The sequence below is a fragment of the Azospirillum thermophilum genome (genome assembly GCF_003130795.1).
In the GTDB taxonomy this organism is placed as follows: domain Bacteria; phylum Pseudomonadota; class Alphaproteobacteria; order Azospirillales; family Azospirillaceae; genus Azospirillum; species Azospirillum thermophilum.
Genome location: NZ_CP029354.1, coordinates 550,774 through 565,082, shown reverse-complemented (window position 1 = coordinate 565,082; position 14,309 = coordinate 550,774). Strand labels below are relative to the sequence as shown.

The window sequence follows — 14,309 nt, the reverse complement described above, 5'->3', positions numbered from 1 at the left end:
TCCCGGTCTTCGCGCCGGGATCAGGCGTGGGCGCGGCGGCCGATGCGCTGGCCCTGCGTCATCTTCGCGGTGGCGCGGTTGAACACCACGGGGCCGAGCTCGGCGCCGTAGAGCATGAGCTGGGAAGCCGCCAGCGCCGCATCCTCCTGCCTGGTCCAATTGCGCCGGGTGACCAGGATCGTCCGCTCGGCGAGGCCGCCCAGCAGCAGCGGCTCCGACCATTGCAGGACGGAGCCGGAGTCGAGGATGATCTGGTCGTACTGCTTGCCGAGCGCCCCCAGGAGCTGCCGCATCCGCTCGGAGTTCAGCATGTCCAGGCTTCCCCTCTGCATGGTGCCGTTCGGCAGGACCGACAGGGTCGGCGACAGCGGGACCACCACCTCCTCCAGCGCCGCCATGCCGGCCAGCAGCTCGCTCAGCCCCAGGTCGTTGCGGATGCCGGCGATGCGGTGGATCTGCGGCTGGCGGAAGTCGCAGTCGATCAGCAGCGTGCGCTGGCCGGAGGAGACGCTGGCGACCGTCATGCAGACCGCGACGGTCGTCTTGCCTTCGCCCGCCGCGGGCGAGGTCACCAGGATCACCTGCGGCATGCGCCGCCCGTTGTCGAGCGCCATGATGGCGCGCAGCCGCTGGAAGACGCTGCCGGCCTCCGACAGCGGCGGCACCTCCATGTCCTCCGCCTGGGCCGCCAGGCTCATCATGCGGCGCAGGCGCGGAACCTCGGGGATCGCCAGGACATAGGTGCCGAGATGCCGCTCGGCGTCCTCGGCGGTGGTCAGCCGGTTGCGGAAGCGCTCGGCCATGAAGACCAGGAACAGGCCGAAGCCGACCGACCCGATGGAGGCGAGCGCCAGCGTCCGCGCCTCCTTCGGGAAGGAGGGCGACAGCGGCACCTGGGCGTCGGAGATGACGCGGGCGTCCGGCTGCTGGTTGTCGCGCAGCGCCACCGTCTCGGTGTAGCGTTTCAGCAGGGTCTCGTAGAGGCTGCGGTTGGCCTGGAGCTGCGTGCTGAGCTGGCTGATGGCGAGGCTCGCCGTATTGAGGTGCGCCACGTCCTTCGCCGCCTCGTCGAGCTGCGTCTTGAGCGCCTTCTCCTGCTCGACGATGCGGCCCAGTTCGTTGCCGATGCTGGTGAGGACGATGCGCACCTCCTGGAACAGGTGCTGGCGCGTCTCGGCGATCTCGGAGCGGAGCGCAATGATCTTGCGGTGGCCGTCGCCGAACTGGGTGGACAGGTCGGACAGCCGCGCCTCCAGCGCCGCCAGCTTGCCGCGTTCCGTCTGCACGGTGGGCGAGGCGATCACCTCCGGCAGGGCGGCGGTGTCGGCGCCGCTCTCCAGGATCTGGCGGACGCGGCGGTAGCGCGCCTCGGTCGCCGTGCGCAGCGCCTCGATCCTCACCACCTCGGCGTTGAGCTGGTTGAGGCGCAGCGTGGCGACGTCGCCGCCGCCGTCCTGGACGAGGCCGACCTGGGCGCGCTGCTCCAGCACCTTGGTCTCGAGCTGGCGGACGGTTTCGCCCAGCTCGGCAAGCCGGGTCTCCAGCCACTTGGCGGCCAGCCGCACGCCCTCCGTCTTGGCGGCGAGCTGGCTCTGGATGTAGACCTCCAGCAGCTTGTTGACGATCTTGGCCGCCTTCACCGGGTCGCCGGATTCGAAGCTGATGGTGATCAGGCGCGACTGGCCCTCCGAACTGGCGACCAGCCGGCCGAGGAAATTGTTGATCACCACCGGCCGCTTGCGCCGGTCGATCTCGCCCCCGTCGCCGGCGGCACCGCTGCTGCCGTCGCCCTGGCCCGCGCCGGTCTGGCTGGCGCCGGCGAGCTGGGCGGCGTCCTGCGACCGCGCCGCGGTCTTCGGGGAATCGAAGCGGCTGATCAGCTCCTCCAGCTTGGCGGTGACCCGCTGGGGCAGGGGCTTCGCCTCGCCGCTGTCACCGGAGGCGAATTCCGGATCGTCCTCCAGCTCCAGCTCGTCGATCACCTTGGCGGCGAGGCTGCGCGACTTCAGGACCGCGATCTGGGTGTTCACCGCAACCAGTTCGGTTGCCAGCTCCTGCCGGCCCTCGTCCACCACGACGATGCTGGACGGCCGGCTCTCGATCATGATCACGGCGTCGGCCGTGTAGCGGCGCGTCGCCGTGTTGATCCACCACAGGCAGAGCGCGATGCCGACCACCACCACGCCGAGGAACATCAGCTTGTGCCGGAGGATCGCGCGCAGGAAGCTGCGCACGTCGATGTCCCCCGGCTCGGCCGTGGCGCCGCCCTTGCGGGTCTGGCCAACCCTCGGCTGGGCGGGGACGGCGTCGTCGCGCAGGATCAGGTTAGACCGCATCGTCGAACACCGCAGTTTCCGGTTCCATGTCCAGGTCGGCCACCACCAGCACCGGGCAGTCGAGCCCGAGGGCGGCGAGCTGCGCCGCGATCTCCCGCCGGTATTCCGGGTTCATGATCACCACATGGTCCGGCTTCAGCGCGCGCAGCCGCTCCGGCGGGACGATGGGCTGGCCGGTGCCGGGGACGAAGGCGCCCGCCTTGCGCGGGTTGATGTCCACCACCCAGTCCACCCCCTCGCCCGCGCGGAGGCCGAGCAGGTTGAGGAAGGTCACTCCTTTCGAGCCGCCGCCCCACAGGGCCAGCCGTTCGCCGCGCGCCACCGCCTCTGCGACGACGGAGCGCCAGTGGCCGAGCGTGGCGGCGAAGCGGCGGGGGAACGCGGCGAAGCGCCCGGCCATCTCCGTCCCGGCGGCGGGGATCGGCGCCTCCTCCGCCGGCACCGCCTCGACCCAGAGGAACTGGCCGCCGAAGGCGCTGTCCATCTGGCGGACCGCGAGGCCGGCGTCGCTCATCGCGGCAGCCAGCGAGGCCGGCGTGAAGTAGGACACATGCTCGTAGATCAGGTCCCAGATGCCCCCCTGGTCGAGGGTGTAGAGGCCGTTCGGCACCTCGATGAAGACCGCGCCGCCCTCCGCCATGGCGGCCGCCTCGCGGATCAGCGCCAGCAGCTCCGTCGGGTCCGACAGATGCTCCAGCACATGGCGCGAGGCCACCAGATGGGCCGGACGCAGGTCGGCCGCCGTGAAGGGGCGGGCGAGGATCGTCGGGTCGCCCGGCTCCGCGTTGCCGGGGGCCGGGACATGGCTGGGGTCGAAGCCGAGGCCGCGGTTGCCGCCGCGCCCGCACAGCAGCCGCAGGAAGTCGCCGCGCCCGCAGCCGATCTCCAGCACCGTCCGGCCGGCGAGGCCGTAGCGCGCGATCAGCCGGTCGGCCGTCTCCTCGGCATAGCTCTGGTAGTGGCGGGAGAAATGCAGCGAGTTCTCATAGGCGCCGCCATAGCGAAGCAGCTCCGCATCGAAGGCCCGGTTGAAGACATGGCCGCAGGTCCGGCAGCCGGCGAGGTCGATGTCGCCGCGCGGCACGGCCAGCGCCTCCTCCGCCGACCGCACCAGCATGTGGCAGAACAGCGGGACGCCCGGCAGCCGGACCAGCGCCTGCAGATCGGTGCCGCGGCAGACGGGACAGCGCGTGAGGGGAGCGGCGGCGCTCATGCCCAGACCTTCCAGGGCGCCTTGCCGGCGTCCCACAGGGACTGCAGCGTGTCGCGGTCGCGCACCGTGTCCATGCATTGCCAGAAGGCGCCGTGCTGGTAGGCCATCACCTGCCCGTCGGCGGCCAGCCGGCGCATCGGCTCCTGCTCCCACATGGTCTCGTCGCCGTCGATATAGTCGAAGACGCCGGGCTCCAGCACGAAGAAGGCGCCGTTGATCCAGCTCTCGCCGTCGGCCGGCTTCTCGGTGAACTCGGTCACCGCGCGCCCGTCGATCTGCAGCTTGCCGAAGCGCGACGGCGGCCGGACGGCCGTGACGGTGGCGAGCCTGCCATGGGCGCGGTGGAAGGCGATCAGCTCGTCCAGGTCGATGTCGGCGACGCCGTCGCACCAGGTCAGCAGGAAGGTCTCGTTCCCGATATAGGGGGCGAGGCGCTTGATGCGGCCGCCGGTCATCGTCTCGTCGCCGGTGTCGATCAGGTGCACGAGCCAGTCCAGCACCTCGCCGCCATGGGCCGAGATGTTGCCGGTGGAGAGGTCGACCGACAGGTTCCGGCTCGCCATGTGGTAGTCGGCGAAATAGCGGGCGATCATCTCCTTCTTGTAGCCGGTCGCGATCAGGAACTCCTTGAAGCCGTAATGGCCGAAATAGCGCATGACGTGCCACAGGATCGGCCGTCCCCCGACCTCCACCAGCGGCTTGGGGCGGTAGACCGTTTCCTCGGCGAGCCGGGTGCCCTTGCCGCCGGCCAGGATTGCGACTTTCATCGGATTGCCTCTGTTGCCTGAAGTCTGGGGCCTGGAATCCCGCGTCTCAGTAAGCGCCGTGCCGCAGCACGGTGATCAGGGTGCGGATCAGGATTCGGATGTCGAACCAGATGGACCAGTTCTCGATGTAGTAGAGGTCGTATTCGACACGGCGGTTGGCCTTCTCGATGGAGTCGATCTCGCCCCTCAGGCCGTTGACCTGCGCCCAGCCGGTCAGGCCGGGCCGCACCCGGTGGCGGGCGGCGTATTCGGCGACCGCCTCGTGGTAGAGCTGGTCGCCCGCCTTCATGGCGATGGGATGGGCGCGCGGGCCGATGACCGACATCTCGCCGCGCAGCACGTTGACGAGCTGCGGCAGCTCGTCGAGGCTGGAGGCGCGCAGGAAGCGGCCGACGCGCGTCACCCGCGGATCCTGCCGCACGGTGCGCGCGGCGCCCGACGGGTCGCCGCGGTCGTGGTACATGGTGCGGAACTTCAGCGCCTCGATGACGCTGTTGTTGAAGCCGAACCGCTTCTGCCGGAAGATCACCGGTCCGGGGCTGTCCAGCTTGATCGCCAGCACGATCAGCGCCATCAGCGGCGCCAGGATGAACAGGGCCGTCCCGGCGATTCCGATGTCCATCGCCCGCTTGGCGAGCGCGTCCCAGTCGCGCAGGGGGCGGCGCGCCACCTCCAGCACGGTCACGGTGCCGAAGCGGGTCGCCGTCAGCTTCGGCTTGCAGAAGACCAGCGCGTCCGACACCAGCCGGACGTCGACCGGCAGCATGCGCAGCCGCGAGATCAGCGAATTGATCCGTTCGCCATCGGTCCAGGGCAGGGCGACGAAGACATCGTCCACCCGGTCGGTACGCAGGAAGTCGGGCAGGCTTTCCGCCGTGCCGATCACCGGATATCCCAGCACCGGCTTGCCCTGGGGCTGTCCCTGGCCGGTATCCGGCTCTGTCGTGAACAGGCCGAGGATCTGGAAATCCTGCCCGTCGCGCGGCCGCAGATGGTCGAGCAGCCGCCGCATCTCCTGCGGATCGCCGACGATCACGGCGCGGCGCGCCAGCAGACCCGCCGCGATCCAGTGACGGACGAGCTGGCAGGCGGCAGCGCGTCCGCCGACCAGGCCGGCGAAGCTGCCGAACACCCAGATCAGCGCCCACAGCCGGGAATACTGGTCGAGCACCTGCAGCAGGAACCCGAAGAACAGCACCGTCAGCACCGACGCCGCCCAGGCGGTGGCCAGCCGGGGGAGCTGCCGGTAGACGTCCACCACCCAGTCGATCCGGTAGAGCCCGACATTCAGCAGGATGGCGATCATCAGCCCGGTACCCATCAGGCTGGGCGGCAGGTAGATCGTCGAACGGTCCTGGCCGAGCTGTCCCCCGACATTGAGCGCCACGGGAACGAGCGCCACCAGCAACAGCACCGCGGCATCGCAGATGGCGACGACTCCCGAGGCGAGATCGGGCGAAAGGCTCCGCGTCGATCCGCGTTTCGCAAGATCCCGCACATAGAGCTTTATGGTCGAGTTCATGCTCGCAATCCCCCCAATGAAGGGTCTGGGCCAGGACCATGCCGAGCCGACGGAAGAAGTGATCCGCTGGTTATTTCCAGAGATAACGATTACGGGCGGCGGAATTGCGCCGGACTTGGAAGTAGACGGGGAATTTGAAAAAGCAGCGTTCGGTAAAAGCCTGCCTCAAATCCCGATTTCATTATCCGAAGAACGGGATGGCACTTCATGCCCCAGAAAGGATACTAGCCCCTTTTGGTCTTGGCGTCGTCCGCAGTACGACCCGAAAGAGGCTCCGGAATCACATCGGAGCGGGCGGGGGCCGCAATTTCGGGTGGGATGCTCTCCATTCCGCTCCGAAATCGCAATCCCGCCCTCGGACTCCGCATTTTAAGACGGTAACCGGCGTTACTGGAACGACAATAGAATCTAGCAAATAAAATAGCGTTTATATTGTTACGATACTTAATAGTACCGGTTGGCTCTAATCAAGGATATGAAAAACAAGGAACTCTCGGAAGGTATAGCCCCGGCTGGCCGACGTCCACATGAGGAATGTCATAGCCGGAAGTGTGGCTACTCTTTATTGACCTGCAAAAAGTCTGGTTGCTTGCCGAACCTCGGAGTTGCGAACGAGTCTTCTTAAGGAGAGGCGCTGTCGATACATAACCATCTCAATGATGGTTGAGCGGTTTCCGGCAGCTTTATCCTGGTCATGACTGGATGATCATCACGGTACGGGCGGCATCAGGCCCGTCCTCTTGCGGTTGTGCGTGCTCCGGCAGGGAAAACCGGGGCGGCGCGGGTGTCGCGTGAAGACCATCGGACAATTCGGCAACGATGTGGATTGGAGGGGCAGGCAGATGCGCGTTTTCGTCTCGGGTCACCATGGCTATATCGGTGCCGCCCTCGTCCGTCTGCTCCGCCGGGCAGGGCATGAGGTGGCCGGCGCCGACATGTATCTCTATGACGACTGCACCTACGGGGCGCCCGACGCGCCGCTGGTGACCGGCATCCGCAAGGACATCCGCGAACTGGAGGCCTCCGACCTCGCGGGCTTCGACGCGGTGATGCATCTGGCCGGCCTGTGCAACGATCCCCTCGGCGACCTGATGCCGGAGGTGACGCTGGAGATCAACCACGAGGCGACGACCCGGCTGGCCCGGCTGGCCCGGCAGGCCGGCGTGACGCGCTTCATCTTCTCCTCGACCTGCAGCGTCTACGGTGCGGCCGGCGAGGACTGGGTGAGCGAGGAGTCCCAGCCCCGTCCGGTCACTCCCTACGCCGTGTCGAAGCTGCGGGCGGAGGAGGATCTGCGGCGTCTGGCGACCGACGACTTCTCGCCGGTCTTCCTGCGTTCGGCCACCGCCTACGGCCTGTCGCCGCGCATCCGCTTCGATCTGGTGGTCAACAACCTGACCGCCTATGCCGTGGCCAAGGGGCAGGTGCTGCTGAAGAGCAACGGCATGGCCTGGCGCCCGCTGGTCCATATCGAGGACATCAGCCGCGCCTTCGTCGCCGCTCTGGAGGCGCCGCGCGACACCGTGCATTGCGAGGTCTTCAACGTCGGCGTCACCACCGAGAACTATCTGGTCCGCGAGATCGCCGAGCTGGTGGAGGAGGCGGTTCCCGGCGCCCGCATCGCCTATATGGACAAGTCCGACGCCGACCGCCGCAGCTACCGCGTCGACTGCTCGAAGATCGCCTCGAAGCTGCCGCGCTTCCGTCCGCAGTGGAGCGTTCCGCGCGGCATCCTGGAGCTCTATGAGAGCTTCTCCAACGTCGGGCTGACCGTGGAGGATTTCGAGGGGCCGAAGTACCAGCGCCTCGCCCATCTCAAGACCCTGATGTCCGAAGGGCTGGTGGACGAGCGGCTGCGCTGGGCTCCGCCCGTGGCGCCCGTCTTCCCCGCCGGTCCGCTGATCTGACGGAGGCGGCAGCCATGAAGATCGACCGCTGCCGGTCCTGCTCCGCGCCCGATCTCCTTCCGGTGCTGGATCTCGGCTCCATCCCCGTCGCCGACCGGCTCGTCGCCGAGGCCGATCTCGGCAGGCCGGAGCAGGCCTTCCCGCTGAACGTGGTGTTCTGCCCGCACTGCGGCCTGGTGCAGATCGACTACACGGTGCCGCCGGAAGACCTGTTCTGCCGCGACTATCCCTATTATTCCTCCTTCTCCCCGGAACTGCTGCGCCACTCGCGGGAGAACGCGCTGGAGCTGATGGGCAGCCGCGGGCTCGGTCCCGACAGCTTCGTGGTGGAACTGGCGAGCAACGACGGCTACCTGCTGCGCAACTTCGTCGAGGCCGGCATCCCGGTGCTGGGCATCGACCCGGCGGCGGGACCGGCTGCGGCGGCGCGCGACCGCGGCGTGCCGACCGAGGTCGCCTTCTTCGACAGCGCGCTGGCCCGCCGCATCCGCGACGAGCGGGGCCGGGCGGACGTCATCATCGCCAACAACGTGCTGGCCCATGTCGCCGGCCTGAACGACTTCGTCGAGGCGATCGCGATCCTGCTGGCCGAGGACGGGGTGGCCTCCATCGAGATGCCCTATGTCCGCGATCTGGTCGACCACTGCGAGTTCGACACCATCTACCACCAGCACCTCTGCTACTTCTCGCTGACGGCACTGACCGCGCTGATGGGACGGCACGGGCTGTGGGTCAACGACGTGCGGCGGCTGCCGATCCATGGCGGTTCCCTGCGCATCCATGTCGGCCACCGCGAGGAGCCCGGCGAGGCGGTCACCGCGCTGCTGGCGGAGGAGCGGACGCTCGGCATCGACCGCATCGGCTACTACCTCGACTTCGGCGTCCGGGTGGAGCGGCTGCGCGAGACCCTGCGGGCTACCCTGGCCGCGCTGCGCGACCAGGGGCTGCGGCTCGCCGCCTACGGGGCGGCGGCGAAGGGTGCCACGTTGATCAACTATGTCGGGATCGGCCGCGACCTCATCGACTATGTGGTCGACCGGAACCACCACAAGCACGGCAGATACATGACCGGTCAGCGGCTGCCGATCCTGCCGGTGGAGACGCTGTCGGAGGACCGGCCGGACTGCGTGCTGCTGCTGTCCTGGAACTTCGCCGACGAGATCCTGGCTCAGCAGCAGGCCTACCGCGATGCCGGCGGCCGCTTCCTCGTCCCCATTCCCGAAGTGAGGATCGTCTGATGACGCTGACTGTCGAGGATCGCGTGGCGGCGGATGGGCCGGCCGGCCGGCGCTGCCCGAGCTGCGGCGCGGCAGGCATGGAGCCCTTCTACAGCGTGGCCGGCGTGCCGACCAACAGCTGCATGCTGATCCGCAGCCGCCGCGAGGCGCTCGCCTTCCCGAGCGGCGACCTGGAGCTGTGCCTGTGCGGCGACTGCGGCTTCATCGTCAATGCGCGGTGGGAGGAGGGCAAGACCGTCTACGCCGCCGGCTATGAGGAGACGCAGGGCTACTCCCCCACCTTCAACGCCTTCCACCGCGCGCTGGCACAGGACGTGATGGCGCGCTTCGGACTGCAGGGCGCCCGCGTGCTGGAGATCGGCTGCGGCAAGGGCGAGTTCCTCGCTCTGCTGGTGGAGGAGGGGGCCGCGGAAGGCATCGGGTACGACCCCGGATTCGAGCCGGGCCGTTTCGGCGGGCATGTCGCCGGCAAGCTGCAGGTGGTGCCCGAGTATTTCCACGAGGGGACCCTGGTCGATCCCGGCGCGCTCGTCTGCTGCAAGATGACACTGGAGCATGTCTACGACGTCGGACGCTTCCTGCGCCATGTGCGCAGCGTGATCGGGGACCGCGGCAGCGCGGTCTTCTTCATGGTCCCGGACGCTGACCGCATTCTGGACGATGCCGCCTTCTGGGACGTGTATTACGAGCATGTCTCCTACTTCACCGCCGACGCGCTGGCCGGGCTGTTCGTCCGCACCGGCTTCGAGCCGCAGGAGGTGTGGACCGGCTACGGCGGCCAGTATCTGATGATCGCCGCCCGGCCGGTCTCCGGTTCCGGCATCCCCGCACGCATCGACCGCGAGGCACTGCGCCGGCGGGCCCGGAGCTTCGCCGCGAAGGCGGCCGAGGTCCGGAACGGCTGGAAGGACCGGCTGGCCGCGCTGCACAGGGCGGGCAAGACGGTGGCGCTGTGGGGCTCGGGGTCGAAGGCGGTCTCCTTCCTGACCACGCTCGGCATCCGGGAAGAGGTCGCGATGGTGACCGACATCAACCCGAACCGGCACGGCTACTGGCTGCCGACCTCCGGCCACCCGATCGTCTCGCCGGCGGAGCTGGCGCTCGCCTCGCCCGACGTGGTGATCGTGGTCAACCCGCAGTACCGCGAGGAGGTCGCCCGCGACCTCGCCGCGCTGCATTGCCATCCGCAGATCCTGACGCTGTGACGGACATGTCCGAGGAAAGCCGCGCCTTGACCGGATCCTCTCTGCCCGGCGGCCCGGCGCCGCGTCCGGTGCTCCGGCGCCGGCTGAAGGTGCTGATCGTCGGACATGCCTGCTGTCCGGGCGTCGGGTCCGAACCCGGACTGACCTGGAACTGGGCGACGTCGCTCGCCGAGCATCACGACGTCTGGCTGGTGGCCCACCCGGCCCATCGCGACCGGGTGGAGGCCGCCCTGGCGGACCGTCCGGTGCCGGGCCTTTCGGTCCACTGGGTGGAACTGGGGCCGTCCTGGGACCCCTGGGACCGCAGCCGCGGGGAGCGGGGCATCCACCTCCATTACCTGCTGTGGCAGCATGCCGCCTTCCGCGAGAGCGCCCGGCTGCACGGGCGGGTGCGCTTCGACGTCACACACCATGTGAGCTGGGGCACGATCAACGCGCCGCCGCGCCTCTGGCAGCTCGACGTGCCCTTCGTCTGGGGGCCGATCGGCGGTGGCCAGTCGGCGCCGCTGCGCTTCCGCCGCTATCTCGGTCCCGGCGTGGCGAAGGAGGCGCTCCGCGCAACGCGCCTCGCCCTGCTGCCGCTGCAGCCCTCCCTGCGCGCCGCCGCCCGGCGCAGCGCCGCCGTCCTGGCGACCAACCGCGAGACGGCACGCCTGCTGGAGCGGGCCGGCTGTCCCGTCGTCCATCTCTTCCTCGACAACGGGGTGACGCCGGACGCCTTGCAGGCCGGCTGGGCGCCGCCGGCGGACCGGCTGGAGCTGCTGTGGGCGGGCCGGATCGAGACGCGCAAGGCCCTGCCCCTGGCGCTGCACGCCATGGCGCGGATGCGGACCCTGCCGGTGCGGCTGACCGTGGCGGGCGACGGGGCGGAGCGGCAGCGCTGCCAGGCGCTGGCGGCGTCGCTCGGGCTGCAGGACAGCGTCCGCTTCCTCGGCATGGTCCCGCGGGAGCGGATGGATGCGCTGTTCGCCGGGTCGAGCGCCCTGCTCTTCACCAGCCTGCAGGACGCCTTCGGGTCGGTGGTGCTGGAGGCGATGGCCGCCGGCCTTCCCGTCCTCGGCCTCGACCACCAGGGGGTGGGGGCGATGATCCCGGATCAGGCCGCCCTCAAGGCACCCGTCACTTCGCCGGCGGCCGCCATCGCCGGGCTGGAGCAGGGGATGCGCCGGCTTCTGGCGGATCACGACCTGCTGCGCCGCATGGGGGCCGCGGCGCGCGCCCATGCGGCGACCGAATCCTGGCCGGAGCGCGCACGGCGCATGGCCGACATCTATCACCTGTGTGTGGAGCAGCAACATGGCCATTCCGCCATTCCTGAAGACGATCGCCCAGGCGCCCTACTACCGCACGAACTGGCATGACGCCCTGCGCGAGGTGCCGGCGGCCTTTCAGTTCAAGCGGCACCGCATCGAGGATCCGGCGGAGTTCCTGGCCGAGCTGGACATCGATCCGGCCGCCGCCTTCTCCGGCTTCCAGGGCTGGCGCCCCATCCTGGAAGACGCCATCCGCCGGGTGAAGGCGGCCGAGGGCCACCAGGGCGCCTGCAGCATCGAGGACGGCATGATCCTCTACGGTCTGTGCCGGGCGCTGAAGCCGCGGGTGGTGATCGAGACGGGGGTGGCCGCCGGCATCTCCACCTCCTTCATCGGGGCGGCGATGGCCGAGAACGGCAGCGGCATGCACTATTCCATCGAGCTGCCGCCGGCCGACGTCAACCCCGACCGCAAGCGGCACGATGACGGCGGTGAATTCGCCTGGCCCAGGGGTGGCGTCGGCTGGGCGATTCCGGAGCAGGTCAAGGCCGGCCTTGGCAAGCGTCACCGCCTGATCCTGGAGGACGTGCGGATCGCCCTGCCGCGGCTGCTCGACCAGGTCGGCCCGGTCGACCTGTTCTTCCACGACGACCTGCACACGCCGGCCCAGATGCGCTGGCAGTTCCGTCTGGTCTGGCCGCGCATCGCGCCGGGCGGCGTGCTGGCGGCCGACGACGCCAACATCGGCTGGATCGACTTCTGCCGCGAGTTCGGCCTGTCGCAGCGGATGTTCAGCAACGTCCAGCGCCTGACCGCCGTGCGCAAGCCGGCGACGGTCGGCTTGGTGCAGTAACGGGCTTACGACTGCCGGGGGAAGGCCGATGCGCGTCCTTCAGATCCACAACTTCTACCAGCAGGCGGGCGGCGAGGATCAGTGCTTCGCCGTCAACCGCGCCATGTTGACCCGGCGCGGGCACGAGGTCGTCTCCTTCGCCCTGCACAACGACGCGGTGGAGCGGATCGGCGCGCTGGCGACGGCGGCGAAGTCCTTCTGGAACGGCGACGTCTACCGCGACCTGCGCTGGCTGATCCGCCAGACGCGGCCGGACGTCGCGCATTTCGAGAACACCTTCCCGCTGGTCTCCCCCGCCGCCTACTACGCCGCCCATGCCGAGGGGGTGCCGGTGGTGCAGACGCTGCACAATTTCCGCATCGCCTGCCCGTCGGCCATCCTCTATCGCGACGGTGCCGTGTGCGAGGATTGCCTGGGCCGCCGCTTCGCCCTGCCCGGGGTGCGGCGGGGCTGCTACCGCGACAGCCGGGCCGGCAGCGCCGTCGTCGCCTCCGTCATGGCGGCGCACCGGGCGGCCGGGACCTGGAACCGGGCGGTCGACGCCTACATCGTGCTGAACGGTTTCGCGCTGGAAAAATACGTCGCCGCCGGCCTGCCGGCGGACCGGCTGCACGTCAGCCCCAACTTCCTGCCGGCGAAACTCGATCCCGGACCGGGGGACGGCGGCTTTGCCCTGTTCGCCGGCCGGCTGACGCCCGAGAAGGGGGTGGCGACGCTGCTGGAGGCGTGGGGGCGCGTCACCGGCGGCCTGCGGCTGAAGATCCTCGGCGAGGGGCCGGAGGCGGACCGCGTGCGCCGCGCGGCGGCCGCCGACCCGCGCATCGAATGGCTGGGCTGGCGGCCGCAGGCCGAGGTGCTGGACCTGATGGGGCGGGCGACCTGCCTGGTGCTGCCGTCGGTCTGGTACGAGGGGTTCAACCGCACCATCGTCGAGGCCTTCGCCCGCGCCACCCCGGTGGTGGCGTCGGACCTCGGCAGCATGCGGGCGATCGTCGCGCACGGGCGCACCGGGCTGCGGTTCCGGCCCGGCGACCCGGACGACCTCGCCGCAGCACTGGATGCGCTGGCGGCCGATCCCGCCCGGCGCGCCGCCCTGGGCGCCGCCGCCCGGCGGGAGTTCGAGGACCACTACACCGAAGACGCCAACCACGACCGGCTCCTGGCCATCTACCGGGCCGCAGGGAGCCGCCTGCAGGGACGGGCCGCGGCATGATCGACCGGATGAACACTCCTCGCGCCGCCATTCCCAGGGTGAACGTCCTGGGGGTCGGCGTCAGCGCCATCAACATGGGCATGGCGCTCAACACCATCGAAGCCTGGATCGCCGATCGCAGCCCGCACTATGTCTGCGTCACCGGCGTGCATGGCGTGATGGAGAGCCAGCGCGATCCGGTGCTGAAGGACATCCACAACGGCGCCGGGCTGGTGACGCCGGATGGCATGCCGCTGGTCTGGCTGTCGCGCCTCGCCGGTTTCGACCATGTCTCGCGCGTCTACGGGCCGGACCTGTTTCTGGAGGTGGCGGCGCGCTCGCTGGCGACCGGCTGGCGCCATTTCTATTACGGCGGCGGGCCGGACGTCGCGGCGCTGCTGAAGTCGCGGATGACCCGTCGTTTTCCCGGGCTGCAGGTGGTCGGCACCTGCACGCCGCCCTTCCGGCCCCTGACCGCCGAGGAGGAGGAGGCCCTCGTCCGCCGCATCGACGCCAGCGGCGCCGACATCGTCTGGGTCGGGCTCAGCACGCCCAAGCAGGAGCGCTGGATGGCCCGCTTCGTCGGGCGGTTGCAGGCGCCGGTCCTGATCGGGGTCGGCGCCGCCTTCGACTTCCATGCCGGGCTGAAGAAGCAGGCGCCGCTGTGGATGCAGCGCAGCGGGCTGGAGTGGGCCTTCCGCATGGCGACCGAGCCGCGGCGCCTCGCCGGCCGCTACCTGACCAACAACCCGCGCTTCGTGCTGCGGGTGTTCGTGCAGCGGATGGGCTGGCGCCGCTATCCGGGGGACTGGTGAGATGACGG

General features: G+C 69.5%; 11 protein-coding genes. 7 read left to right on the top strand and 4 right to left on the bottom strand.

The window, feature by feature from the left end:
• Window positions 1–20: 20 nt before the first annotated feature.
• From DEW08_RS20725 to DEW08_RS20710, 4 genes are read right to left on the bottom strand one after another with little or no spacing between them, the layout of a single operon-like run.
• The gene (locus tag DEW08_RS20725) at window positions 21–2,336 is read right to left on the bottom strand and encodes a GumC family protein (protein WP_109330824.1); all 2,316 of its coding nucleotides are present in this window, start codon (window positions 2,334–2,336) and stop codon (window positions 21–23) included.
• Window positions 2,326–3,549 (bottom strand): class I SAM-dependent methyltransferase, encoded by a 1,224-nt coding sequence (locus DEW08_RS20720; protein WP_168220454.1) that lies wholly within the window; start codon window positions 3,547–3,549, stop codon window positions 2,326–2,328. The genes DEW08_RS20725 and DEW08_RS20720 overlap by 11 nt, the downstream gene beginning before the upstream one ends.
• Window positions 3,546–4,316: a glucose-1-phosphate cytidylyltransferase gene (gene rfbF / locus DEW08_RS20715; RefSeq protein ID WP_109330820.1), complete on the bottom strand. Its 771-nt coding sequence runs from the start codon at window positions 4,314–4,316 to the stop codon at window positions 3,546–3,548. Before rfbF ends, DEW08_RS20720 begins: the two co-directional genes overlap by 4 nt.
• Window positions 4,317–4,362: 46 nt before the next feature.
• Window positions 4,363–5,838 carry an undecaprenyl-phosphate glucose phosphotransferase gene (locus DEW08_RS20710; RefSeq protein ID WP_109330818.1) on the bottom strand — a complete coding sequence of 492 codons (1,476 nt, stop codon included), beginning with the start codon at window positions 5,836–5,838 and terminating at the stop codon, window positions 4,363–4,365.
• Between the two features lie 842 nt (window positions 5,839–6,680).
• Between DEW08_RS20710 and DEW08_RS20705 the strand changes: the two genes are divergently transcribed.
• From DEW08_RS20705 to DEW08_RS20675, 7 genes are read left to right on the top strand one after another with little or no spacing between them, the layout of a single operon-like run.
• Entirely contained in the window at window positions 6,681–7,745 is a 1,065-nt protein-coding gene (locus DEW08_RS20705) for an NAD-dependent epimerase/dehydratase family protein (RefSeq protein WP_109330971.1), read from the top strand.
• 14 nt (window positions 7,746–7,759) lie between these two features.
• Window positions 7,760–8,983: a class I SAM-dependent methyltransferase gene (locus DEW08_RS20700; RefSeq protein ID WP_109330816.1), complete on the top strand. Its 1,224-nt coding sequence runs from the start codon at window positions 7,760–7,762 to the stop codon at window positions 8,981–8,983.
• The gene (locus DEW08_RS20695) at window positions 8,983–10,188 is read left to right on the top strand and encodes a class I SAM-dependent methyltransferase (RefSeq protein ID WP_109330814.1); all 1,206 of its coding nucleotides are present in this window, start codon (window positions 8,983–8,985) and stop codon (window positions 10,186–10,188) included. The genes DEW08_RS20700 and DEW08_RS20695 overlap by 1 nt, the downstream gene beginning before the upstream one ends.
• Before the next feature lie 26 nt (window positions 10,189–10,214).
• Complete coding sequence (locus DEW08_RS20690; protein ID WP_146214742.1) at window positions 10,215–11,549, top strand: glycosyltransferase family 4 protein; 1,335 nt, start codon at window positions 10,215–10,217, stop codon at window positions 11,547–11,549.
• A complete protein-coding gene (locus DEW08_RS20685) occupies window positions 11,485–12,294 on the top strand; it encodes a class I SAM-dependent methyltransferase (RefSeq protein ID WP_168220453.1) in 810 nt (269 codons plus the stop codon). The genes DEW08_RS20690 and DEW08_RS20685 overlap by 65 nt, the downstream gene beginning before the upstream one ends.
• A gap of 28 nt (window positions 12,295–12,322) precedes the next feature.
• A complete protein-coding gene (locus DEW08_RS20680; protein ID WP_109330807.1) occupies window positions 12,323–13,507 on the top strand; it encodes a glycosyltransferase in 1,185 nt (394 codons plus the stop codon).
• 8 nt (window positions 13,508–13,515) lie between these two features.
• The gene (locus DEW08_RS20675; protein ID WP_109330969.1) at window positions 13,516–14,301 is read left to right on the top strand and encodes a WecB/TagA/CpsF family glycosyltransferase; all 786 of its coding nucleotides are present in this window, start codon (window positions 13,516–13,518) and stop codon (window positions 14,299–14,301) included.
• Window positions 14,302–14,309 lie beyond the last annotated feature (8 nt).